Annotated in this window: 16 protein-coding genes; 8 read left to right on the top strand and 8 right to left on the bottom strand. The window is 71.8% G+C overall.

Features of this window, described 5'->3' with window-relative positions; genetic code table 11:
- Window positions 1-9 precede the first annotated feature (9 nt).
- From KJK29_RS07115 to KJK29_RS07105, 3 genes are all read right to left on the bottom strand, one after another.
- A complete protein-coding gene (locus KJK29_RS07115; protein WP_215117858.1) occupies window positions 10-2328 on the bottom strand; it encodes a sensor histidine kinase in 2319 nt (772 codons plus the stop codon).
- Window positions 2329-2459: 131 nt separating this feature from the next.
- A complete protein-coding gene (locus tag KJK29_RS07110) occupies window positions 2460-3470 on the bottom strand; it encodes a substrate-binding domain-containing protein (protein ID WP_215117857.1) in 1011 nt (336 codons plus the stop codon).
- Window positions 3471-3683: 213 nt separating this feature from the next.
- Entirely contained in the window at window positions 3684-4511 is an 828-nt protein-coding gene (locus tag KJK29_RS07105; RefSeq protein ID WP_215117856.1) for an SAM-dependent methyltransferase, read from the bottom strand.
- 182 nt (window positions 4512-4693) lie between these two features.
- On the opposite strand from KJK29_RS07105, the gene KJK29_RS07100 reads away from it, so the two are divergent.
- Both KJK29_RS07100 and mgtA read left to right on the top strand, forming a co-directional pair.
- Window positions 4694-5041 carry an ArsR/SmtB family transcription factor gene (locus KJK29_RS07100; protein WP_215117855.1) on the top strand — a complete coding sequence of 116 codons (348 nt, stop codon included), beginning with the start codon at window positions 4694-4696 and terminating at the stop codon, window positions 5039-5041.
- Window positions 5031-7520 carry a magnesium-translocating P-type ATPase gene (gene mgtA, locus KJK29_RS07095; protein ID WP_215117854.1) on the top strand — a complete coding sequence of 830 codons (2490 nt, stop codon included), beginning with the start codon at window positions 5031-5033 and terminating at the stop codon, window positions 7518-7520. The genes KJK29_RS07100 and mgtA overlap by 11 nt, the downstream gene beginning before the upstream one ends.
- Here the strand turns inward: mgtA and KJK29_RS07090 are convergent.
- Entirely contained in the window at window positions 7511-9046 is a 1536-nt protein-coding gene (locus KJK29_RS07090) for an LCP family protein (protein WP_251057731.1), read from the bottom strand. The genes mgtA and KJK29_RS07090 overlap by 10 nt on opposite strands.
- Before the next feature lie 92 nt (window positions 9047-9138).
- Here KJK29_RS07090 and tatA point away from each other — a divergent pair, with 92 nt between their 5' ends.
- Complete coding sequence (gene tatA, locus KJK29_RS07085; RefSeq protein WP_215117852.1) at window positions 9139-9399, top strand: Sec-independent protein translocase subunit TatA; 261 nt, start codon at window positions 9139-9141, stop codon at window positions 9397-9399.
- Here tatA and KJK29_RS07080 read toward each other — a convergent pair.
- The 3 genes from KJK29_RS07080 to KJK29_RS07070 form a co-directional block, all read right to left on the bottom strand.
- Window positions 9356-10600 (bottom strand): cytochrome P450 family protein, encoded by a 1245-nt coding sequence (locus tag KJK29_RS07080; RefSeq protein ID WP_215117851.1) that lies wholly within the window; start codon window positions 10598-10600, stop codon window positions 9356-9358. The genes tatA and KJK29_RS07080 overlap by 44 nt on opposite strands.
- 145 nt (window positions 10601-10745) lie before the next feature.
- Window positions 10746-11204, bottom strand: a complete 459-nt coding sequence (locus KJK29_RS07075) for a DUF6114 domain-containing protein (protein ID WP_215117850.1) — start codon at window positions 11202-11204, stop codon at window positions 10746-10748.
- Complete coding sequence (locus tag KJK29_RS07070) at window positions 11204-11866, bottom strand: DUF6230 family protein (RefSeq protein WP_215117849.1); 663 nt, start codon at window positions 11864-11866, stop codon at window positions 11204-11206. The genes KJK29_RS07075 and KJK29_RS07070 overlap by 1 nt, the downstream gene beginning before the upstream one ends.
- Before the next feature lie 656 nt (window positions 11867-12522).
- On the opposite strand from KJK29_RS07070, the gene KJK29_RS07065 reads away from it, so the two are divergent.
- On the top strand, window positions 12523-13164 hold the full coding sequence (locus KJK29_RS07065) for a Tat pathway signal sequence domain protein (RefSeq protein WP_215117848.1): 642 nt from the start codon (window positions 12523-12525) through the stop codon (window positions 13162-13164).
- A gap of 18 nt (window positions 13165-13182) precedes the next feature.
- On the opposite strand, the gene KJK29_RS07060 is transcribed toward KJK29_RS07065, so the two are convergent.
- Window positions 13183-14130: a lytic polysaccharide monooxygenase gene (locus KJK29_RS07060; RefSeq protein WP_215117847.1), complete on the bottom strand. Its 948-nt coding sequence runs from the start codon at window positions 14128-14130 to the stop codon at window positions 13183-13185.
- Between the two features lie 363 nt (window positions 14131-14493).
- On the opposite strand from KJK29_RS07060, the gene KJK29_RS07055 reads away from it, so the two are divergent.
- The 4 genes from KJK29_RS07055 to cyc2 all read left to right on the top strand — a co-directional run bounded on the left by KJK29_RS07055 (window position 14494) and on the right by cyc2 (window position 20695).
- A complete protein-coding gene (locus tag KJK29_RS07055) occupies window positions 14494-16293 on the top strand; it encodes a S8 family peptidase (protein ID WP_215117846.1) in 1800 nt (599 codons plus the stop codon).
- Window positions 16294-16550: 257 nt separating this feature from the next.
- Window positions 16551-17198 carry a ScbR family autoregulator-binding transcription factor gene (locus KJK29_RS07050; protein ID WP_215117845.1) on the top strand — a complete coding sequence of 216 codons (648 nt, stop codon included), beginning with the start codon at window positions 16551-16553 and terminating at the stop codon, window positions 17196-17198.
- 44 nt (window positions 17199-17242) lie between these two features.
- On the top strand, window positions 17243-18427 hold the full coding sequence (locus tag KJK29_RS07045) for a damage-control phosphatase ARMT1 family protein (RefSeq protein ID WP_215117844.1): 1185 nt from the start codon (window positions 17243-17245) through the stop codon (window positions 18425-18427).
- 105 nt (window positions 18428-18532) lie between these two features.
- The gene (gene cyc2 / locus KJK29_RS07040; RefSeq protein WP_215117843.1) at window positions 18533-20695 is read left to right on the top strand and encodes a germacradienol/geosmin synthase Cyc2; all 2163 of its coding nucleotides are present in this window, start codon (window positions 18533-18535) and stop codon (window positions 20693-20695) included.
- Window positions 20696-20908: the final 213 nt, after the last annotated feature.

The following is a 20908-nucleotide window of genomic DNA, read 5'->3' as shown; positions in this document are numbered from 1 at the left end:
AGTCCTTCGTCAGCGGTCGGCGGGCGGAGTCGAGGGGAGGGAATCGGCGGTGGCCTGCCGGGGTGGTGCGGCCGGGTCCTCGTCACGGGCCCGGAGCGTGCCGCGCTGGAAACCGGCCAGGGAGGAGGCGGCGGCTTCCGCGGTGAAGTCGTCGAGGGAGTCGTCGTCGCGCTCGGGCGCGGACTCCTCACGCAGTTCGTCGACCAGGCTGGTCTGCGGCACCCGCCGGGGCAGCGGGGCGAGACCGTCCCCGCGGGGGGTGCGAGCGGCGGGTGCGGTCCGGGCCGCGACGAGGGGCCGAGGCTCCTCACGAGCGGAAACGGCGTCCTCGGTTCTGCCGGAGACGCTCTCGGGCACCTCGGCGGGCTTGGCGTCCGCCGAGTCCTGCTCGGGCGACGGGGTCTCCCGGACCACGATGTCGTGCGGTATCAGCACGATCGCCGTGGTCCCGCCGTACGGCGACAGCCGCAGGGTGGCGGTGATGCCGTGCCGGTGGGCGAGCTGGGCGATCACGAACATGCCGAGGCGCAGATCGTCGGCGAGGGCGACCACGTCGAACTGCGGGGGCACCGCGAGCTGTTCGTTGAAGGACGCGTAGTCCTCCTCCGACATGCCGAGGCCGCGGTCCTCGACCTCGACGGCGAGGCCCTTGGCGACCATCCCGGCCCGCACCGTGACGGGGCTCGGGGCGGGGGAGTAGGCGGTCGCGTTGTCGATGAGCTCGGCCAGCAGATGGATGACGTCGGCGACCGCGGGAGGGGCGACGTACACCTCCTCCTCGGTGTGCACGTCCACCCGCTGGTACTCGGCGACCTCGCCGACCGCGCTGCGCAGGATGTCCATCAGCGCGACCGGCTCGGCCCAGCTGCGGCCCGGCCGTTCGCCGCTGACGATGACGAGGTTCTCCTCGTAGCGACGCAACTGGCTGGCTGTGGAGTCCAGTTCGTACAGGCCCTTGAGGATGTCGGGGTCGCTGTGCTCGCGCTCCAGCGCGTCGAGCTTGCTGAGCTGGAGGTTGACCAGGTTCTGGCTCTGCCGGGCGATGCCCAGGATGACCTTCTGGAAGCCGCGCCGGGTGTCGGCGAGTTCGACCGCGGTGTGCACGGCCGTGCGCTGGGCGGTGTTGAACGCCTGGGCCACCTGGCCGAGTTCGTCGTGCCCGTAGTCCAGCGGGGTCGTCGCCGACTCCGGGTCGACCGTCTCGCCCCGCTCCAGCCGCGCCACCACGTCCGGCAGCCGCTCCTCGGCGAGGCTGAGCGTGGCCAGGCGCAGACCGCGCAGCCGCCGGGACAGCGAGCGGGTGATCCGCCAGGACATGCCGACGCACAGCAGCAGCGCGAGCAGTCCGCCGGCGCTCAGGGACGCCGCCTTGATCAGCGTCCCGTCCGCCTTGTCGGCACTGCGCTCCAGCAGCCCCGTCGTCTGCTGCTCGATGAGGCTCGCGTAGTGCGCGGACAGCTTGTCCATGGCGGCGTTCCACCGCTTCTGGGCGTCCGGCAGGGCGATCCGGTCCGCGTCGGCGCTGGAGTTCCGGGCCGCCAGCACCTGGTCCTCGATCGACTCCAGCGTCCGCCACTCCGGGCTCGCCAGGATCCGCTCGGTCCGTGCCTTGGCCTCGCCGGTGAGCTGGGGCACGACCTGGTCCTGGACCAGCCAGCGCCGGGTGTTGACGAGTTCCGCGTACTGCACCCACGCCTTGTCGTCCAGATGTCCCGACGGCCAGGCCAGGGTCAGCTGCGCGTCCTCCCGGGAGACCAGCTCCGCCGCGTGTTCCAGCGCGACCAGCGGGCCGGCCTGCGAGGTGAGGTCGCCGTCGTCGACCTGGGAGAGCTCCTGGAAGGCGTGGATCTGGTCGTCGATGATCGAGGAGTACTGGTCCAGCGCCTGCTGGGGGGTGATGTCGGTGGGGTCGTCCACCTGGTCCCGGTAGTACTCCAGGCTTCCCACCGAGCCCAGCACCGAGTACAGCCGGTCGGAGATGCGGGCAGGCGCCTTCTCGATCGCGTCGGCCTGCCCGACCAGCTTCGCGACGGCCTTGTCGGTCTCCTCGCGCTGCGCGTCGAGGGCGGTCCGGGAGCCGTGCGGCGAGGCCAGCCAGGCGGCGGACAGGCTGCGTTCCCGCTGCAGCGCGAGCGTCGCGTCGGTGCCCATGGCGCCGGTCGAGCGGCTCAGCTCCGTCTGGTCGCGCAGCCGCAGGCCCTCCGAGAACATCTGGATCGTCGTCACACCCCACATGGCGGCGAGGGTGACGCTGGGCACCAGGGCCAGCAGCCACAGGGAGAGGCGTATGGAACCGAGACGGCGCCGGGCACCTGTCCGTCGAGACATCGTCGTCCTAGGGCGATCAGCGGGGAGCGAGGAACGGGGAAGATGGGATGCGCAGGATGTTATCCGTACAAGTGGGGGTGCGAACCGGGCCTGACCGAATCTTTGGCGACACCATCACAGGAAGTGTCCGGTCACCGGGTTCCGGCGGCCGCGAACCGTGCCACAGCGGACACGTTCGACCTGGTCACGAACGCGGGACCGGTGAGCACCGGGGCCGTTCCGCCGCCGCTGACGTTGCCGTTGGTGCGGTACAGCCACAGGGCGTCCACCGCGAGGTAGCCCTGCAGATACGGCTGCTGGTCCACGGCGAACTGCACATCGCCGCGCTGGACCGCCTTGACCAGATCCTTGTTGAGGTCGAAGGTGGCCACCTCGGTCCTGCTGCGGGCGCCGGCCTGCTCGACGGCCTTGACCGCGCTGAGCGCGAACTGGGCGCCGTTGGTGACGACCTCGTCGATGCTGGTGTCCTGCCGCAGCCGGGACGCGATCGTGGCGGTCACCGCGTCCATGTCGGCGCCGTCCACGTACAGGTTGTCGGTGTCGCCGCCGAACGTCTTCCGCACACCGGCGCAGCGGGCCTCCAGCGCCACATTGCCCCGCTCGTGCACCACGCACAGGGCGTGCTCGGCCTTGACCTCGTCCAGCTTGTCGCCGACGGCCCGGCCGGCGACGGACTCGTCCTGGCCGAAGTACTCCAGGAGTCCCGCGGGCCGCCAGGCGTCGATGCCGGAGTTGAGCCCGACGACGGGGATGCCGGCCGCCCTGGCCTGGGCGACCGGGCCGCGCATCGCCGCCGGCTTGGCCAGCGTCACGGCGATGCCGTCGACCTTGTCGCGGACCGCGTCCTTCACCAGCGCGGCCTGCGCGGCCGGGTCGGAGTCCCCGGCGTACGTCAGGTCGATGCCGTCCTTGGCGGCCGCCGCCTCCGCGCCTCTGCGCACCAGGTCCCAGAAGGCGTCGCCCTTGCCGCCGTGCGTCACGAGGGCGACCTTCATCCCGCCGCCGGACGTGGCCGCCGTGTCCGCCCCGTCGTCGGCCGCGCCGAGGGCGGAGCAGCCGGACACCAGCAGACAGGCGGCCAGGGCCAGGGCCACGGATCGGGAGAGTCTCGCGGAGGTGGGCTGCGGGGGACGAGTGTTCATGGGGGGTGGACCTCGCTGTGCGGCCGAGCAAGAGCAGGGTGAGAGCACAGCGGGGCCGTGAACGTGCACGACCCGATGACTCTCTCTGGCCCGGAGCCAACCGTGTGTGACCACTGGTCGTCAAGTGAGCGGCCACAAGCCGTGAGTTGATGCTGCCGCATCGTGATGATCCGTCCGACGGGCCGAACGGCGAGGTCAGGGCCCCTTTCCCGGCTACGGCTTGCGCGCCACCGCCCCGTACATCGCGATGTCCTCGTCCCGAATCGTGACACCGTTTCCGGCACCGCCGCTTTCCGTACCGTCCGTGCGGTTCGGGCGCCACTTGTGTACCTGCGCGATACCGGGCTCCACCAGGTCGAGACCCTCGAAGAACTCCGCCGCCTCGGGCAGGGTGCGCAGCCGCATCGGCATGCCGCGCGCGGCGTACTCCCGGGCCACCCGGCCGACCTCGTCGGGCGCGAAGTCGGCGGTGCCGACGGACATCGCGAGACAGCTTCCGGGCGGCAGGGGGTCGAGGAGCCGGCGGACGATGCCGACGGCGTCGTGCTCGTCCAGCATGAAGTGCACGATCGCGATGACGGTCAGCGCGACCGGCTCCGACAGATCGAGGGTTTCCCGGAAGCCCGGGGCGCCGAGGATGGCCGCCGGATCGCGCATGTCCTCCTCGACGTACGCCGTCCTTCCCTCGGGCGTGCTCGACAGCAGGTCCTTGGAGAGGGAGAGGACGAGCGGGTCGTTGTCGACGTAGACGACCCGCGCGTCCGGAGCGGCTGCCTGGGCGATCTCGTGCAGGTTGGGCGGGGTCGGGATGCCGGTGCCGATGTCGAGGAACTGGCGTATCCCCGCCTCGGCGGCCAGGTACCGCACGGCGCGGTGCATGAAGTCGCGGTTGGCCCGCATGTGGACCGGCAGCGCGGGCCACTCACGGCACATGGCGTCGCCCGCCTCCCGGTCGGCGGGGTAGTTGTCGTCGCCGCCGAGGATGTAGTCGTAGATCCGCGCGGAGTGCGCGCTCTCGGTGTCGATACGGTGCTCCGGCATCCGGGCCTCCCGGTCATCAACTCGCTTGCCACCGGCCACGGTTGGACCGCTGCGCGCGATTCCATCACTCCTGGCCCCGCGAGGGAAGAAACGGCTTTCCGGGGCGGGTCCCGCGAGCCGCCTAAACTGGTGCGGCTCGCGGGACGACGGGCGCGACGGACACGACGGAAGGGGCGATCACGGTGGCGGCAGCCGGCAGTGGCTTCGAGGACCCCTCCGCCGATGTGCTCGCCCAGGCCGCCGCGGCCTTCGGGCTGCTGGCCTCGCCCGCCCGGCTGCACATCGTCTGGGCGCTGGCCCAGGGCGAGAGCGACGTGACCGGGCTCGCCGAGCGGGTCGGCGGCGCGCTGCCCGCGGTCAGCCAGCACCTCACCAAGCTGAAGCTGGCCGGCCTCGTCCGCTCCCGCCGCGAGGGCCGCCGGCAGGTCTACTACGTCGACGACCCGGACATCGTCGACGTCGTACGGCTCCTGGTGGACCGGCTCACCGACCGCGCCGCACCGGCGCGCCGCCGGCTCCATGGCCTCTGAGCCCGCCGAGGGCACCACCCTGGAGGTGCTGCGGCGGCTGGAGTCGGGGCCCCGAGGGCTGACCGAGGCCGAGGCCGAGGCGCGGCTGATCGCCTCCGGCGAGAACACGCTGCCGGAGGTGCGCACACCCTCCTGGCCCCTGCGGGCCGTGCGCGCCCTGCGCGACCCCTTCACCGCCGTCCTGCTCTGCCTCGGCCTGGTGTCCGTCGCCATAGCGTCCTGGGGCACCGGGGTGGTCATCCTCGCCCTGGTCGTCGTGAGCTGCGTGCTGCGCGCGACCGGGGAGCACCGGGCCGACCGGTCCATGTCCGCCCTGCGCGAGCTGGTCGCCGGCACCGCCGCGGTACTCCGCCGGGCCGACGGCCGGGAGCCGCCGGAGCCCCGGGAGATACCGGTCGCCGAACTGGTCCCCGGCGATGTGATCCGCCTCGGCCCGGGAGACCTGATCCCGGCCGATGTACGGCTGCTGCGGGCGCGGGGACTCACGGTGCACGAGGCGGCCCTCACCGGGGAGTCGGCGCCGGTGGCCAAGAGGGCGGACGGGACGGGCGAGTCCCTTCTGTGTCTCCAGGGCAGCAGCGTCGCCTCGGGCACCGCCACCGCCGTCGTGGTCGCCACCGGCACCGGGACCCGGTTCGCCGCCGCGCACCGGCAGCCCGCCGCGCGCCGGGAGGGCGGGGCCTTCGACCGGTCCGTGCACGGGATCTCCTGGGTGCTGATCCGGTTCATGCTGCTGACCCCGCCCCTGGTGCTGATGGCCAACGCGGCGCTGCGCGGACGCGGTCTGGAGACCCTGCCCTTCGCCGTCGCGGTCGCCGTCGGTCTGACGCCCGAGATGCTGCCGGTGATCGTCACCACCTGCCTCGCCCGGGGCGCCGCCCTCCTGGCCCGCACCCACGGCGTCATCGTCAAACGGCTGCCCGCGCTGCACGACCTGGGCGCCGTCGACGTGCTGTGCGTCGACAAGACCGGCACCCTCACCCAGGACCGGCCGGTCGTCGCACGCTCCCTCGACCCGGCCGGGCGGGACGACCCGGAGATCCTGCGCTGGGCCGCCGTCGGCGCCTGGTGGACCCTCCAGCTCGCCGAACTGCCCGCCCCCGACGCCCTCGACGAGGCCCTGCTGGAGGCGGCCGGGCCGGTGGGCGAGGAGTACGACGGGGTGGACGCCGTGCCGTTCGACCCGGTACGGCGGATCGCGACGGCGGTGGTACGCGGCTCCCTCGGACGGCACACCGTCGTCGTCACCGGAGCCGTCGAGGCCGTACTGGAGCGCTGCGCGACGGAACCCGGTGAGCGTGACCGGCTGCTGGCGCTTGCCGCCCGGGAGGCGGACACCGGGCTGCGGGTGCTGGCCCTCGCCACGGCCGACCGCCCCGCCGCCGCGAGCCCGCCGACCGACCCCCGGGGCCTCGCCTTCCGGGGCCTGGTGACCTTCCGGGACGCCCTCGCCCCGACCGCCGCCGAAGCCCTGCGCGGCCTGGCCGACCGCGGCGTCACCGTCAAGGTCCTCACCGGCGACCACCCGGCCACCGCGGCCCGGGCCTGCCGGGAACTGGGCCTGGATCTGGGGCGGGTACGGACCGCCGCGGACCTGACGGACGCCGAAGCCGCCGGGACGACCGTGGTCGCCCGCTGCACCCCTCAGGACAAGGCCCGCCTCGTCGCCGCCCTGCGCGCCGCCGGGCACACCGTCGGATTCCTCGGCGACGGCGTGAACGACGTGGCCGCGCTGCGTACCGCCGACGTCTCTCTCGCACCCCGCTGTGCCGTCGGCGTGGCCCGGGAGAGCGCCGATGTCGTCCTCGCCGAGAAGGACCTCACGGCGATCGGCCACGCGGTCACGGCCGGCCGGCACGCGAGCGGCAACATCGCCTCCTACCTGCGCGTCACGCTCTCCTCCAACCTGGGCAACGTCGTCGCCATGCTCGCCGCGGGACTGCTCCTGCCCTTCCTGCCGATGCTCCCGGCCCAGGTGCTCGCGCAGAACCTGTGCTTCGACGCCGCCCAGCTCGCCTTCGCCCACGACCGTCCCGGCGCGGCGGCGCTGCGCGGCCCGGCCGTGCTGCGGCCGCGCTCCTTCCTGCGGTTCGTCACCGGCTTCGGCCTGCTCAACGCGCTCGCCGACCTCGCCACCTTCGCCGTCCTCGCCCTCGCGCTCGACGGCCCCGACGCCGTCGACGACGAGGCCGTGTTCCACTCCGCCTGGTTCACCGAGAACCTGCTCACCCAGGCCCTGGTGATGCTGCTCCTGCGCAGCGGCCGGGGCGTCGAGGGGAGCCGTGTGCCGGGCCCGGTCGGGCTGGCGGCGGCCGGTCTCGCCGCCGTCGGACTGCTGCTGCCGCCGAGCCCCCTCGGCAGCGCCCTCGGCATGACGGTCCTGCCCGCCGCCTACTACCTGCTGCCCGCCGTGGTGCTCGGCCTGTACGCCCTGGCCCTGACGGCGGCCAGGGCCCGGCTCCGGCGGCGTCAGCCGTAGGTGAGGTCCGAGCAGGGATCGTCGTCCGCCGAACGGGCCCCGTCGGCGACCTCGGACGGCAAGGAGGTCGGAGCCGGGGACGCCGACGCCGTCGCTGACGGGTCGTCGGCGTACGACTGCCCCAGTACGACGCTGATCCCGCTGCCGGTCACCGACCGGAGCTCGGCGCCGGGGAAGGCCGCCGCGACGGTCCGCGCCCGGTCCTCCAGGCCCGGGCCGTACTCGACCAGCGTGGCCGTGTGGTCCTGCTCGGACGCCGTCGCCGTATCCGTGACGGTGAAGCCGTCCGCGGTGAGGGACTCGGCGGCGCGGGCGGCCAGACCGGGGACGGCGGTGCCGTTGTAGACGGCGACCTCGATGCCGTCACCGGAGACCGGCGCGGGGGACGAGGAAGCGGAGGGAGACGCCGCCGGGGCGGGGGAATCCGACGATCCGGTCTGCTTTCCGCCGGCGTCCTGGCCGTCGATCGTGCGGTCGGCCTTGAGCGCGGCCCACAGGGCGTCGGCGTCCGGCTGCACGATCGCCACCCGGGAACCCTCGTAGCGCCAGGGCAGGGTGACGAACTTCGTGTTGTGCAGGTCGATGTCCTTCAGGGACATCGCGAAGGAGATCAGCTTGTCGGCGGAGCCGAGGCCAGGGTCGACGGTCAGGGACTCGGTGGCGGCGTCGGCCAGCGGCAACAGCCGCGTCGGGGTGAGGCCCTTGCTCTTCACCTCCTTCAGCAGACCGGCCACGAACGCCTGCTGCCGCTTGATCCGGCCGATGTCACTGCCGTCGCCCATGCCGTGCCGGATCCGGACGTAGTCCAGCGCCCGCTGTCCCGACACGCTCTGCTCGCCCCGGTGGAACAGCAGCTTGCCGGGGGCGGTGAGATGCGGGTTCAGGTCGTTCTCGTACACGTCCTTCGGCAGGCACACCCCTACGCCGCCCACCACCTCCGTCAGCCGTGCGAAACCCTTGAAGTCGACGACGACGGTGTGGTCGACGCGCAGTCCGGTGAGGTGCTCGACCGTGTTCTGGGTGCAGGCGGGGTTGCCCTCGGGGGTCTGCCCGACCGAGTACGCGGCGTTGAACATCGTGTCCGGCCGCGCCTTCGTCCAGCCGCCGTCGGGCAGTTTGCAGGACGGGACGGTGACCAGGGTGTCGCGCGGGATGGAGACGGCGAGCGCGTGCTGGTGGTCGGCGTAGACGTGCAGCAGGAACGCGGTGTCGGAGCGGCCCACGTCGTCCTTCTCGCCGCCGCCCAGCGCGCTGTTGCCGCCGGTGCGCGTGTCGGAGCCGATGACCAGGATGTTCTCGCCCTTCGACGAGCCGGCCCCGGGGCGGTCGTCGGAGAGGCCGCCGGAGTCGAAGGTGCTGATGTTGCCGTCCAGCTTCAGATACAGCCAGCCTGCACCGCCCGCGGCGAGCACCAGCAGGGCCAGGCCGACCAGGAGGGCGACGCGTGGGCCCCGGCGGCGGCGACCGCGCCGACGCCTCTGGTCCCGGGACGCGACCCGGTGCCGTGGTGGCTCTGTCCTGCGCATGCTGCTGACCGTCATCGGCGTCCGCTCGCCTCTCGCCCGGGGGTTGTACAGTTGCGCAATGTAGCAACTGTTGAAGAGAGGGAGGGCATGACGTGCTGCGCAACGGACTGGAGCCCTGGCATCTGCTGATCGTGGCGATCGTCGTGATCGTCCTGTTCGGCTCGAAGAAGCTGCCGGACACGGCGCGTTCACTCGGCCGCTCGATGCGGATCCTGAAGAGCGAGGCGAAGGCGATGAAGGAGGAGGGCGCCGGGGGACCGGCCTCCGCGGAGCCGGACACCCGTGATCCGGCACCCTCCGAGGGGTCCGTCAGCCCGTCAGGACCGGCAGCGTCCGATGGCCGTGCGAGATGAACGAGTCCACCGGCCGCAGCTCCCCGGCCGGTGCGGCCAGGGTGAGGCCGGGGAACCGCTCGAACAGGGCCGGCAGGGCCACGCGCGCCTCCAGCCGGCCGAGCGGGGCGCCGAGACAGTGGTGGACGCCGTAGCCGAAGGCCAGATGGTCCTTCGCGGCACGGGTCACGTCGAAGACGGCGGCGTCCGGGCCGTGGAGCTGCGGGTCGCGTCCGGCGGCGGCGTACGCGGCGAGGATCGCCTCGCCCTGGCGGATCACCGCGCCGTCCGGGCCGCCCAGTTCACCGAGGGGCAGATCCTCGACGGCGTACCGCAGCGGCAGGCTGGCCACCGGTGCCTCGGCCCGCAGGGTCTCCTCGATCACATCGTCCCAGGAGGCCCGCCCGTCGCGGACGTGCGCGAGCTGCCCGGGGTGGGTGAGCAGCGCGTGGACGGCGTTGTCGAGCAGGTTGACCGTCGTCTCGTGACCGGCGCTGATCATCAGCATCAGCGTGTCGAGCAGCTCCTGCTCGCTGAGCCGCGTGCCGCTCTCCTCCTCGTGGGCCGCGATCAGCGCGGAGGTGAGGTCGTCGCCGGGCGCCGCGCGTTTCACGGCGACGAGTTCGCCGAGGACGGCGTAGAACCGGGCGTAGATGTCGGCGACCTCGGCGGCGTCGGCCGAGGTGTAGAAGACGCCGTCCACCACGACCCGCAGTTCGTCCCCCAGCTCCTCGGGCAGCCCGAGGAGTTCGCCGATGACCTGGATGGGCAGCGGGTAGCAGAACTCCTCCCGCAGATCGGCCGCGTGGCCGTCGGCCCCCGCCTTGGCGACCCGGTCGAGCAGCGCGCCGGTGATCTCCTCGATCCGTGGCCGCAGCGCGTTGGTGCGGCGGCCGGTGAACGCCTTGGAGACCAGGGCGCGCAATCGTTTGTGCTCGGTGCTGTAGGCCGTGAACATGCTTCGCACCGCGACCCAGGTGTACAGCGGCCAGTCCGGTGAGACCTCGCCGTCGGTCCAGCGCTGCCAGTGCCGGCGCGGGTCCTTCGACACCCGCGGGTCGGTGAGCAGCCGTTTCAGAAGCGGGGTGCTGCTGACCGCCCAGGCCGGGACACCGTGGGGGAGTTCGACGGGGGTGACGGGTCCGCGCTCGCGGATCCGGGTCGCCTCGCCGTGGATGTCGCGGCCGGTCGGGTCGATCACAATCGGGTGGGTCTGATCCATCGGACTCTCCCTGGGCTGACGGCTGTTGCGCGCCGCGCGCCCGCCGCGTGGGCGAATGCGTGGCCCGCCCAGCCAAGTGGCCGCGGCCGGGCGATGTCAGGGGATGCGGAAGCACTGGCCTGAGAAGAGAGTCACGGGGCCTGATTCAGACGGTCTGGCCGGCCTCCCGCTCCAGGGGCGCTGCCAGGGCCCGCTCGGCCTCGGCGGCCTTCCTGCGCTGCCGCCGGCTGACGCGCGGCTCCTGGTCCGGAAGCCAGCCGAAGGTGAGGCAGCTTCCGACGATGCCCAGGAGCATGCCCACGAAGAAGCCGCCCAGGTTCGAGGTCATCCAGGTGCCCAGGGAGACCAGGACCCCGATGACCGAGTAGAACAGGCGCTGGGCGGGGTTGAAGAGGATCAGCACACCGCACAGCAGCATCACGGTCGGAAGCAGATAGCCGGCGAGCCCCTGCATGCCGACGTGCAGGATGACGTCCAGCGACGCCTTCAGGGTGAGCAGGACCTCCGCCCCGCCCAGGGTGAGCAGCAGCCCGCCCCAGAAGGGACGGCCCGCCCGCCACCGGCGGAAGGCGGGCCGGACCTTTCCGCGTGAGCCGCCGGGCATCAGCAGCCCGACCCGCTGAAGCCCAGCTTCAGCCCGGGCAGCTTGAACACACCGGCTGTCGTGGCGTAGTTGGTCTGCCGCAAGTTCTTGATGCGCACGGTGTCGGACTGCTGGCTGAACACGCCGATCGGCCCGCGGCCCAGCTCCCCGGCCTTGTTGAGCTTGCTGGCGTCGTTGCCGATCTCGATGTTGGTGAAGGCCGCGTCGCCCGAGAGCTGGGTGGAGTCGGTGGTCAGATCGGTGGCCCGGACCTTCTGCGCGCCCTCACCCGCCCGGATGACCAGGTTGGTGCCGCCCAGGTCCACGCTCTGGCACAGCTTGGTGAGCGTCGCGTCCTTGATCACGGAGGTGACGACCAGCACCTGGCCGCCGGTCTCACCGGCGTTGGGGCTGCCCTCGGCCATCTCGTCCAGACCGCCGAACTGGGCGAAGCCGTTGCCCTTCAGCTCCGTCGCGGTGACCGTGAAGGGCATGCCGGAGATGGCGAACTGCACACCCAGCGCCCCCTCCGCGGTGAGGACCGCGAGGCTCGCGGCGACCAAGGTGGCCGGCACCGCCATCACCGCGGCCCGGCGTGCGCGGACCCGGCCGCGGCGCGCGGGGGCGTCGGCGACGGCGGTGCCGTCCGGTCTTTCGGGGGTGTGCTCGGCGGAGGAGGTCATGTCTGCTCCAGGTGCGTGTCGGTGCGGATCGGGACTTCGGTGGCACGTTGCCCTGGCGCGGACACCGACCGCGTACGCACGTCCTCCCGCAACTCCCGTCGGTTGCAAGGGCTTTCTCGTTACGCCGCAGTAGCCGAGTCGGAAGTTACCGGGGGTTACATCAAGGGTCAAGGGAAGTGTGAACAAAGAGTGTGGAATGTGCGCCGGATGTGAGTCAACGGCGTTCGGAAACTCTCAGGCAGCGCACAACTCCCTTGTCATGCCTTGACGTTGACTCACCGGTAGGTCTACAACTCTCCTCGTCTCACCGGATCCGTGGCGCCGGATCCGCCGCGCGGCACCGTTCGCGCGCCCCGGACCGCCCCTCCAGAACGGGCGTCCCGGACGGGCATCCCGCCGCCCGGTGTGTCCGCACGGGCTTTCCATCGCCCGAGTCCACCCCTCCACGGCACGGCCGCTTCCTCTGGAGCCGCGCCACCAGCCACCCCCCGCCCGGCCCGGCCGGAGCCGCGCCCCCCGTGCGTGCCTCCGGCCGGTGACCGGACTGCCGTCGCCGGTCCGTCACGTACGGAGAAGGCGTGACGGACCGGTGGCGGCGGACGCCGACGCGCGTCCCCCGCCCCCTCACCCCCCGCTTCTGAAAGAGGTACACCCGCATGCGCATGCGCACCCTGCTCTCCCTCACCGCCGCCGTCGCCGCCCTGGGCCTCGCCGCCCCCGCCTCCGCGGCCGACACCCCCGTCCTGACCACGACCGACGGCGCGGCCGTCGCGGTCGGCGACGTCCTCGACGCGTCCCTGGCGAGCGGCACCGCCGCCACCTTCTACTCCAGCGCGACCGGCACCAGCGGCATCTCGTGCACCTCGTCGGCGTTCTCCGCCAAGGTCACCGACAACCCGGCCGCCCCGGGCACCGCCACCGAGTCCCTCGCCTCGCACACCTTCGACACCAGCGGCTGTACCACCAACGTCGTCGGCTCGCTCGGCGTCAGCGGCATCACCGTCGACAACCTGCCCTACACCACCAGCGTGTCCTCCGACGGCACCGTCTCCGTGACCCCGGGCGCGAGCTCCGCCATCCAGTCCACCGTCAAGCTGCGCACCCTGCTGGGCAGCATCACCTGCGTCTACCAGGCACCGAGCCTGACCGGCACCGCGAGCAACGCCGACCACAGCATCTCCTTCACCAACCAGCAGTTCACGAAGGTCTCCGGTTCGTCGCTCTGCTTCAGCAACGCCTTCTTCACCGCCAAGTACGCCCCGGTGACGACGGGCGGCGTGGCCATCAACGTCAACTGAGCTGCCAGGAAGGTTCGTTCAGCGTCGCCGTAGTCGTACGGCCAGGGCGGCGCCGCCGGTGAGCAACAGCACCGCCGCGGCGCCGCCCGCCAGCATGGGCGTGGACGGGCCCGAGCCGGGGCCGGAGGTGGCGGCGACCGGGGTGTGCTCGTCCTGGGGCTGCTGCTGCTGCGGCTGCTGGGGCGTCTGCGGGGCGGCGGAGTTCTCCGCCGGGTCCTGCTTCTGCTCCTGCTCTTTCTTCTCCTTCTCTTTCTCCTTCTCCTCTTCCTCTGCCTCCGTCTTCTCGCTCTCCTTCTGCTCCTTCTCCTCCGGAGACGCCGCCGCCTTCTCCGGGAACACCACGTCCGAGCACGAGTAATAGGTGTCCGGCGTACTGCTGTTCTGCCACACCGTGTACAGCACGTGCCGCCCGGTCCGGTCGGACGGCAGGGTCGCCTTCATGCGGTAGGCGCCGTCCGTCAGGGCCGGGTCCGTCACCTCCGCGAACGGCTTCTCGGGCAGGTCGGACCAGGACAGCGGCCCGGCCGGGTCGTAGCCGGGCTTCGTCAGGTACATCCGGAACGTGCCTGTGTGCGGGATCGTCGAGACGTAGCGCATGGTCAGCGTCGCGCCGGGCGTCATCCGGGTCGACGGCCAGTCGGCGCGGGCGAGGTCGAGGCCCCGGTAGGCCGGCAGCCCCCCGCTGCACAGCTTCCCGTCGGGGACGACCTGCCGGTCACGGCCGTTCACGTTCGCGATCCGCAGGTTGTCCCAGGCCGTGAAGGGCGCGCCGTTCGCGGCGACGGCCGCGCGGCACGCCGCCGAGCCGGCGCGCTCGCCGCCCTCGGGGGAGCAGGCCACCACCCGGCTCACCGGATCCGTCGGCGCGCCGTGCGCCCCCGCGGGGCCGGCGGCCCACAGCGGCAGCAGCAGCGGAGTCACGAGGGCGGCCGCGAGTGCGGTGCGGTGTGCGGTCGTACGAGGCATCCCTCTGCGTCTCCTCGGCCGGGGCGGCAACGGTCGGTAGTGCAGTACGGGAAAGCCTCCTGGCGCGTTCACCACGCATGGTGTGTTCGAAAAGAGGCCATTCGCGCCAACTGCCCTCCATAGAGGGTGGGTTCCCGGCCGGATCGAGGGTTTCCCCCGTATCCCGATGACCTTCCCTTTGCCTATCGTTCGACCACAGCCGAGCACAGCCGACCTACAGGTAACCCCGAACGGGTCCGCTCGTCTTCTCGCGCCTGGCCGGCCATCGCGTCGCTTTTCGAACCACCCCCCTCCGCTTCGAGGACGAAGCGAGTCCGCTGCCGCTCCGCCCAGCCCGGAGTCCGGCCACGAAAGGCAACGACCGTGCGTACCTCCCCAGAGCTCAGACGGAAGCTGATATCCGTCGCCGTCGTCTCCGCCGCGCTGCTGACCGCCGCCCCCGCCTCGGTCGCCGTCGCCCAGGAGTCCGCCCCGGGCCCCGCCGCCGTCCCCACCGCGCAGACCGAGGCCGCCCCCGGCGCCACGGCCGAGCGCCTCATCGTCGGTTACAAGTCCGGCGCCACCGAGGCCAAGTCGAACAAGGCCGCTGAGGCCGACGCCGAGGCCAAGGCCGAGAAGACCGGCGAGGACGTCGACTTCCAGCGCCGCCTCGGCACCGGTGCCGCCCTCGTCGACCTGGGCGCCGACACCACCCGCGCGTCCGTCGCCGATGTCGTCGCCCAGTACCAGGCCGACCCGCAGGTCGCCTACGTCGTTCCAGACCGTCTGAACAAGCCGACGGCCGTCACCCCGAACGACACCGACTACAGCAAGCAGTGGGACCTGTTCGAGTCCACCGCGGGCATGAACGTCCCGGCCGCCTGGGACACCACCACCGGCAGCGGTGTGACCGTCGCCGTCATCGACACCGGCTATGTCACCCACTCCGACCTGGCCGCGAACATCGTCGGCGGCTACGACTTCATCTCCGACACCGCCGTCTCCGTCGACGGCAACGGCCGTGACAGCAACCCGGCCGACCCGGGCGACTGGTACAACGCCAATGAGTGCGGCACGGGCATCCCGGCCTCCACCTCCTCCTGGCACGGCACCCACGTGGCCGGCACCATCGCCGCCGCCACCCACAATGGCAAGGGCATCGCCGGCATCGCCTACGGCGCGAAGATCTCCCCGGTCCGCGTCCTCGGCAAGTGCGGCGGCTACGACTCCGACATCATCGACGCCATCACCTGGGCGTCGGGCGGCACCGTCTCCGGTGTGCCCGCCAACACCAACGTCGCCAAGGTCATCAACATGAGCCTCGGCGGGGGCGGCGCCTGCTCCACCGCCACGCAGAGCGCCATCACCGGCGCCGTGAACCGCGGCACCTCGGTCGTCGTCGCGGCCGGCAACGAGAACCAGAACGTCTCCAACTCCTCCCCGGCGAACTGCAACAACGTCATCTCCGTCGCCGCGACCAACCGCGCGGGCAGCCGTGCCTCGTACTCCAACTTCGGCTCGCTGGTGGACATCTCCGCCCCCGGTGGCGAGACCCGCACCTCCTCCGCCAACGGCATCCTGTCGACGCTGAACTCCGGCACGAAGACGCCGTCGAGCGAGAACTACGCCGCCTACCAGGGCACCAGCATGGCCACCCCGCACGTCGCGGGCCTCGCCGCGCTGCTGAAGTCGGCGAACTCCGCCCTCACCCCGGCGCAGATCGAGTCGGCCATCAAGGCCAATGCCCGCGCCCTGCCCGGCACCTGCTCCGGCGGCTGCGGCGCCGGCCTCGCGGACGCCGCCAAGACGGTCCAGGCCGTCAAGGGCGGTACGTCCACCGGCACGACCTTCTCCAGCACCACCGCGGTCGCCGTCCCGGACAACGGCGCGGCGATCGAGTCGCCGATCAGCGTCACCGGCCGCAGCGGCAACGCCCCCTCGGCCCTCCAGGTCGGCGTCGACATCACCCACACCTACCGCGGCGACCTCGTCATCGACCTCGTCGCGCCGGACGGTTCGACGTACCGCCTGAAGTCCGCCGCCTCGGACTCCGCCGACGACGTGCGGACCACCTACACGGTGAACGCGTCCAGCGAGACCGCCAACGGCACCTGGAAGCTGCGCGTCCAGGACACCTCGGCGCAGGACACGGGCACGCTCAACAACTGGAAGCTGACCTTCTGATTCGCGCTCACCAGCGGGCGGGTCGACCGGTGCGGATGGGGCACCGGCCGGCCCGCCTTTACGTCTGCCCGCACAACCCCCACAGTCAGATACCGAACGCGCTGTTTTGTTTCACCGGGCGCGGTTGTTTTGCCGGATGTGCACCCGCACTCCGGCACACTGGGGTGGTGAGCGCCGTCTGAGGGTGAGTTATCGTGTACGAGGGGTAAAAACAAACGGCATGACCCGTTCATTTCCGTCCCGGGAGAGTTCAGCCGATGGCGAGGCAGTTGCGAGCCGAGCAGACCCGCTCGACGATCATCACGGCAGCCGCTGACCTGTTCGACCGTCGCGGCTACGAATCGACCAGTCTCAGCGACATCGTGGAGCACGCTCAGGTCACCAAGGGTGCCCTGTACTTCCACTTCGCGGCGAAGGAGGATCTCGCCCACGCGATCCTCGAACTCCAGTCGCACACCGCCCGCAGACTGGCGACGGAGACCGACAGCCGCGGCCACACCTCACTGGAGGCGCTGATGCGCCTCACGTTCGGCATCACCCGCATGTCCGTCGAGGACCCGGTCCTGCGGGCCGGACTGCGGCTCGCCACGGGTGGGATCGAGCCGCGGCCGCCGCTGAGCCACCCCTTCACGGAGTGGCTGGACATCGTCACGAACCGGCTCGTCGGCGCCGTCAAGGAATCCGACGTCCACCCGGACATCGACGTCGATGTCGTGGCCCACTCCCTGGTCTGCTTCTTCGTCGGCACCCGCGTCGTGGGCCGCTCCCGCGAGCCCGTCGCGCGGCAGCCCCGCAGGACCGCCGAGATGTGGAACATACTCATCCGCAGCCTGGTCCCGGTGACGCGCCGCGCCCGCTATCTGAGTCTGGCGGCCCGGCTGGAGCGGGAGATCGCGCCGGTCTGACCGGTGCGACCCGGGCAGGGGGGCCGCGCGCTACGGTGAGCCGCATGCCCGACACCCCCACCCCACCCGTGCTCCTCGGCAACCAGCCGGGCTCGTTCCCCCACAGCGTGCTGGCCGAGCGGCACCCCGCGATCATCCGGCAGGTCCGCGAGGCCTTCCCCTACGAACCCGGGCAGCACCGCGCGCTCGACGAACTGCTGGCCAACTGCACCAAGGGCGAGATCGAACCGCTCCCCGCCGACGCGCACGACCGGGACCTCTGGGAGACCTGGGGCCTCGGCGAGTACACCGGCCGCTCCTGGTTCGACGTGCCGTGGCTGTGGTCCGAGAGCTGGTTCTACCGGCGACTGCTCCAGGCCGTCGGGTACTTCGGCCCGGGCCCCTGGCAGGGCATTGACCCCTTCCGCTCGTTCAAGCTGGCCGAACTCGACTCCGCCGAGACCGACGAGGAACTGGCCGCACTCGACGACCTCGCGAACCGGCCCGTCGGCGAACAGGCACAGGCCCTGCTGCACGGCTCCCTCTGGGGCAACCGGGCCGACCTCGGCTTCCGTCTCTCCGCCGAGGGAGCGCGGGACGCGGACGCCGCCCCGGGCCTGGTGGCCGACGACAGCGACGCACTGTGGTCGCTGCTCGGCACGACCGGCACCGGCACCCTCTGCCTGGTCGCCGACAACGCGGGCCGCGAACTCGTGCCCGACCTGCTGCTCATCGCCCACCTCCTGGCCCACGGCCGGATCTCACGGGCGGTCCTGCACATCAAGCCGTACCCCTACTACGTCTCCGACGCCACCACCGCCGACGTCGTCGACGCGCTGCGCCGGCTGACCGGAGCCGGGGGAGCGGCCGCCGAGCACGGACGGCAGCTGTGGTCGGCCCTGGCCGACGGCCGCCTCGTCCTGCGCGCCCACCCCTTCTCCAGCGCCCCGCTGCCGTACGAGGAGATGCCCGGCGACCTGCGCGCCGAGTTCGCCTCGGCCACGCTCACGATCTTCAAGGGCGACCTCAACTACCGCCGCCTGGTGGGCGACCGGCTCTGGTCCCCGACGACCCCCTTCGGGGACGTCACCGCGTACTTCCCCGGCCCGGTCGCCGCCCTGCGCACCCTGAAGTCCGATGTGATCACCGGCCTCGACAGCCGTACGGAGGCCGAACTGGTCGCGGCGGAGGACCAGCGCTGGCGCACCAGTGGCACCCACGCGCTGATCCAGGTGCGGGTCCCCGGCTAAGTCAGACCGCCTCCAGAACGGCTGCTTTCACGTTCGATTCACGCGATGGTGTGATCATGTCCCGCCCCGCGGATGCCGCCGCGGGGCGCCGGGTAGGGCCCGGCCATGACGCAGCCGTTCGAACTCCCGCACTTCTACATGCCGCACCCCGCGCGGCTGAACCCCCATCTCGAGGAGGCCCGCGCCCACTCGACCCGGTGGGCGCGCGAGATGGGCATGCTGGAGGGATCCGGCGTCTGGGAGCAGGCCGACCTCGACGCGCACGACTACGGCCTGCTCTGCGCGTACACCCACCCCGACTGCGACGGCCCGGCCCTCTCCCTCGTCACCGACTGGTATGTGTGGGTCTTCTTCTTCGACGACCACTTCCTGGAGAAGTACAAGCGCAGCCAGGACCGCCTCGCCGGCAAGGCCCATCTGGACCGGTTGCCGCTGTTCATGCCGCTGGACCTCTCGACTCCCGTGCCGGAACCGGAGAACCCCGTCGAGGCGGGCCTCGCCGATCTGTGGGCGCGCACCGTGCCGAAGATGTCGGGGGACTGGCGCCGCCGCTTCGCCGTGGCCACCGAGCATCTGCTGAACGAGTCCATGTGGGAGCTGTCCAACATCAACGAGGGGCGGATCTCCAACCCCGTCGAATACATCGAGATGCGCCGCAAGGTGGGCGGCGCCCCCTGGTCGGCGGGGCTCGTGGAGTACGCGACCGCCGAAGTGCCCGCCGCCGTCGCCGGATCGAGGCCGCTGCGGGTGCTGATGGAGACGTTCTCCGACGCCGTGCATCTGCGCAACGACCTGTTCTCCTACCAGCGGGAGGTCGAGGACGAGGGCGAGCTCAGCAACGGCGTGCTCGTCCTGGAGACCTTCTTCGGCTGCACCACCCAGGAGGCCGCCGACACCGTCAACGACGTCCTCACCTCCCGCCTCCACCAGTTCGAGCACACGGCGTTCACCGAAGTGCCCGCGGTGGCGCTGGACAAGGGCCTCACCCCGGGCGAGGTGGCGGCCGTCGCGGCGTACACCAAGGGGCTGCAGGACTGGCAGTCCGGCGGCCACGAGTGGCATCTGCGCTCCAGCCGCTACATGAACGAGAACGCGCGCGGCAGCAAGCCCTGGCCGGGCTGCAGCGGCATGGGCACCTCCGCCGCCGACGTCCGCACCCTGCTCGCCTCCACCGGCGTCGAGCGGCTCCGCTCCTACACACACGTGCCGTATCAGAAGGTCGGGCCCTCCCAAATCCCCGACATCCGCATGCCGTTCCCGCTGTCCCTCAGCCCGCACCTCGACGACGCCCGCCGGAATCTGCGCCACTGGGCGGACCGCGTGGGCATCCTCGCCGAGGGCGTCTGGGACGAGGACAAGCTCAGGGCCTACGACCTCGCGCTCTGCTCGGCGGGCCTCGACCCCGACGCCACACCGGAGGCCCTCGACCTCAGCGCACAGTGGCTCGCCTGGGGCACCTACGGCGACGACTACTACCCGCTGGTCTACGGGCACCGGCGTGACCTGGCGGCCGCCCGGCTGACCACGGCCCGTCTGTCCGACTGCATGCCGGTCGACGGCGAGGCACCGCCGGTCCCGGTCAACGCCATGGAGCGGGGCCTGGCCGACCTGTGGCTGCGCACCACCGCGGGCATGACGCCCGAGGCGCGGCGCACCCTGAAGGACGCGGTGGACGTCATGACCGAGAGCTGGGTCTGGGAGCTGTCCAACCAGCTGCAGAACCGCGTCCCCGACCCGGTCGACTACCTGGAGATGCGCCGCGCGACCTTCGGCTCCGACCTCACCCTCAGCATGTGCCGGATGGGCCACGGCCCGGCCGTCCCGCCCGAGGTCTACCGCAGCGGCCCGGTCCGCTCCCTGGAGAACGCCGCGATCGACTTCGCGTGCCTCATCAACGACGTCTTCTCGTACCAGAAGGAGATCGAGTACGAGGGCGAGATCCACAACGCGATCCTCGTCGTGCAGTCCTTCTTCGGCTGCGACTACCCGGCCGCGCTCGGCGTCGTGCACGACCTGATGAGCCAGCGCATGCGGCAGTTCGAGCACGTGGTCGAACACGAACTGCCCATCCTGTACGACGACTTCCAGCTCTCGGCCGAGGCGCGCGCCGTCATGGCGGAGTACGTCACGGACCTGCGGAACTGGCTGGCGGGCATCCTGCACTGGCACCAGCAGGTGGACCGCTACAAGGCCGACTGGCTGGCCCGCCGCGCCCACGGCTTCCTCCCGGACCGGGCCCCCGCCGTGCCGGTGCCCGCCCTCGGCTGAGGCGGCGCCGGCCTTCCGCCCTTCGTGATCTGCGGCTCGCACCGCACCCGCCTGCCGGGTGCGGTGCGAGCCGTGCCTTGTCTCCGTCTGTTCCGACGGGAGGTATGGCCCGTGTGGGGGCCGGTCAGTCTCACTCGTTCGTGGCTCGTCGCGTGCCGAGGTGCCGGGTAGAGCACCAGCCGTGATCGTCCCGCGTCCGACGGAGGCGATCGG

Origin of the sequence: Streptomyces koelreuteriae (assembly GCF_018604545.1) — a bacterium.
GTDB classification, from domain to species: domain Bacteria; phylum Actinomycetota; class Actinomycetes; order Streptomycetales; family Streptomycetaceae; genus Streptomyces; species Streptomyces koelreuteriae.
Note: the sequence above shows the minus strand (reverse complement) of the source record. Positions and strands in the feature narration are given on the sequence as shown.

Bases quoted from the DNA above. Each gene is read 5' to 3' on its own strand.
- KJK29_RS07115 (WP_215117858.1), bottom strand. From the start codon at position 2,328: ATGTCTCGACGGACAGGTGCCCGGCGCCGTCTCGGTTCCATACGCCTC.
- KJK29_RS07110 (WP_215117857.1), bottom strand. From the start codon at position 3,470: ATGAACACTCGTCCCCCGCAGCCCACCTCCGCGAGACTCTCCCGATCC.
- KJK29_RS07105 (WP_215117856.1), bottom strand. From the start codon at position 4,511: ATGCCGGAGCACCGTATCGACACCGAGAGCGCGCACTCCGCGCGGATC.
- mgtA (WP_215117854.1), top strand. From the start codon at position 5,031: ATGGCCTCTGAGCCCGCCGAGGGCACCACCCTGGAGGTGCTGCGGCGG.
- KJK29_RS07090 (WP_251057731.1), bottom strand. From the start codon at position 9,046: ATGCGCAGGACAGAGCCACCACGGCACCGGGTCGCGTCCCGGGACCAG.
- KJK29_RS07080 (WP_215117851.1), bottom strand. From the start codon at position 10,600: ATGGATCAGACCCACCCGATTGTGATCGACCCGACCGGCCGCGACATC.
- KJK29_RS07075 (WP_215117850.1), bottom strand. From the start codon at position 11,204: ATGCCCGGCGGCTCACGCGGAAAGGTCCGGCCCGCCTTCCGCCGGTGG.
- KJK29_RS07070 (WP_215117849.1), bottom strand. From the start codon at position 11,866: ATGACCTCCTCCGCCGAGCACACCCCCGAAAGACCGGACGGCACCGCC.
- KJK29_RS07065 (WP_215117848.1), top strand. From the start codon at position 12,523: ATGCGCATGCGCACCCTGCTCTCCCTCACCGCCGCCGTCGCCGCCCTG.
- KJK29_RS07060 (WP_215117847.1), bottom strand. From the start codon at position 14,130: ATGCCTCGTACGACCGCACACCGCACCGCACTCGCGGCCGCCCTCGTG.
- KJK29_RS07050 (WP_215117845.1), top strand. From the start codon at position 16,551: ATGGCGAGGCAGTTGCGAGCCGAGCAGACCCGCTCGACGATCATCACG.
- KJK29_RS07045 (WP_215117844.1), top strand. From the start codon at position 17,243: ATGCCCGACACCCCCACCCCACCCGTGCTCCTCGGCAACCAGCCGGGC.
- cyc2 (WP_215117843.1), top strand. From the start codon at position 18,533: ATGACGCAGCCGTTCGAACTCCCGCACTTCTACATGCCGCACCCCGCG.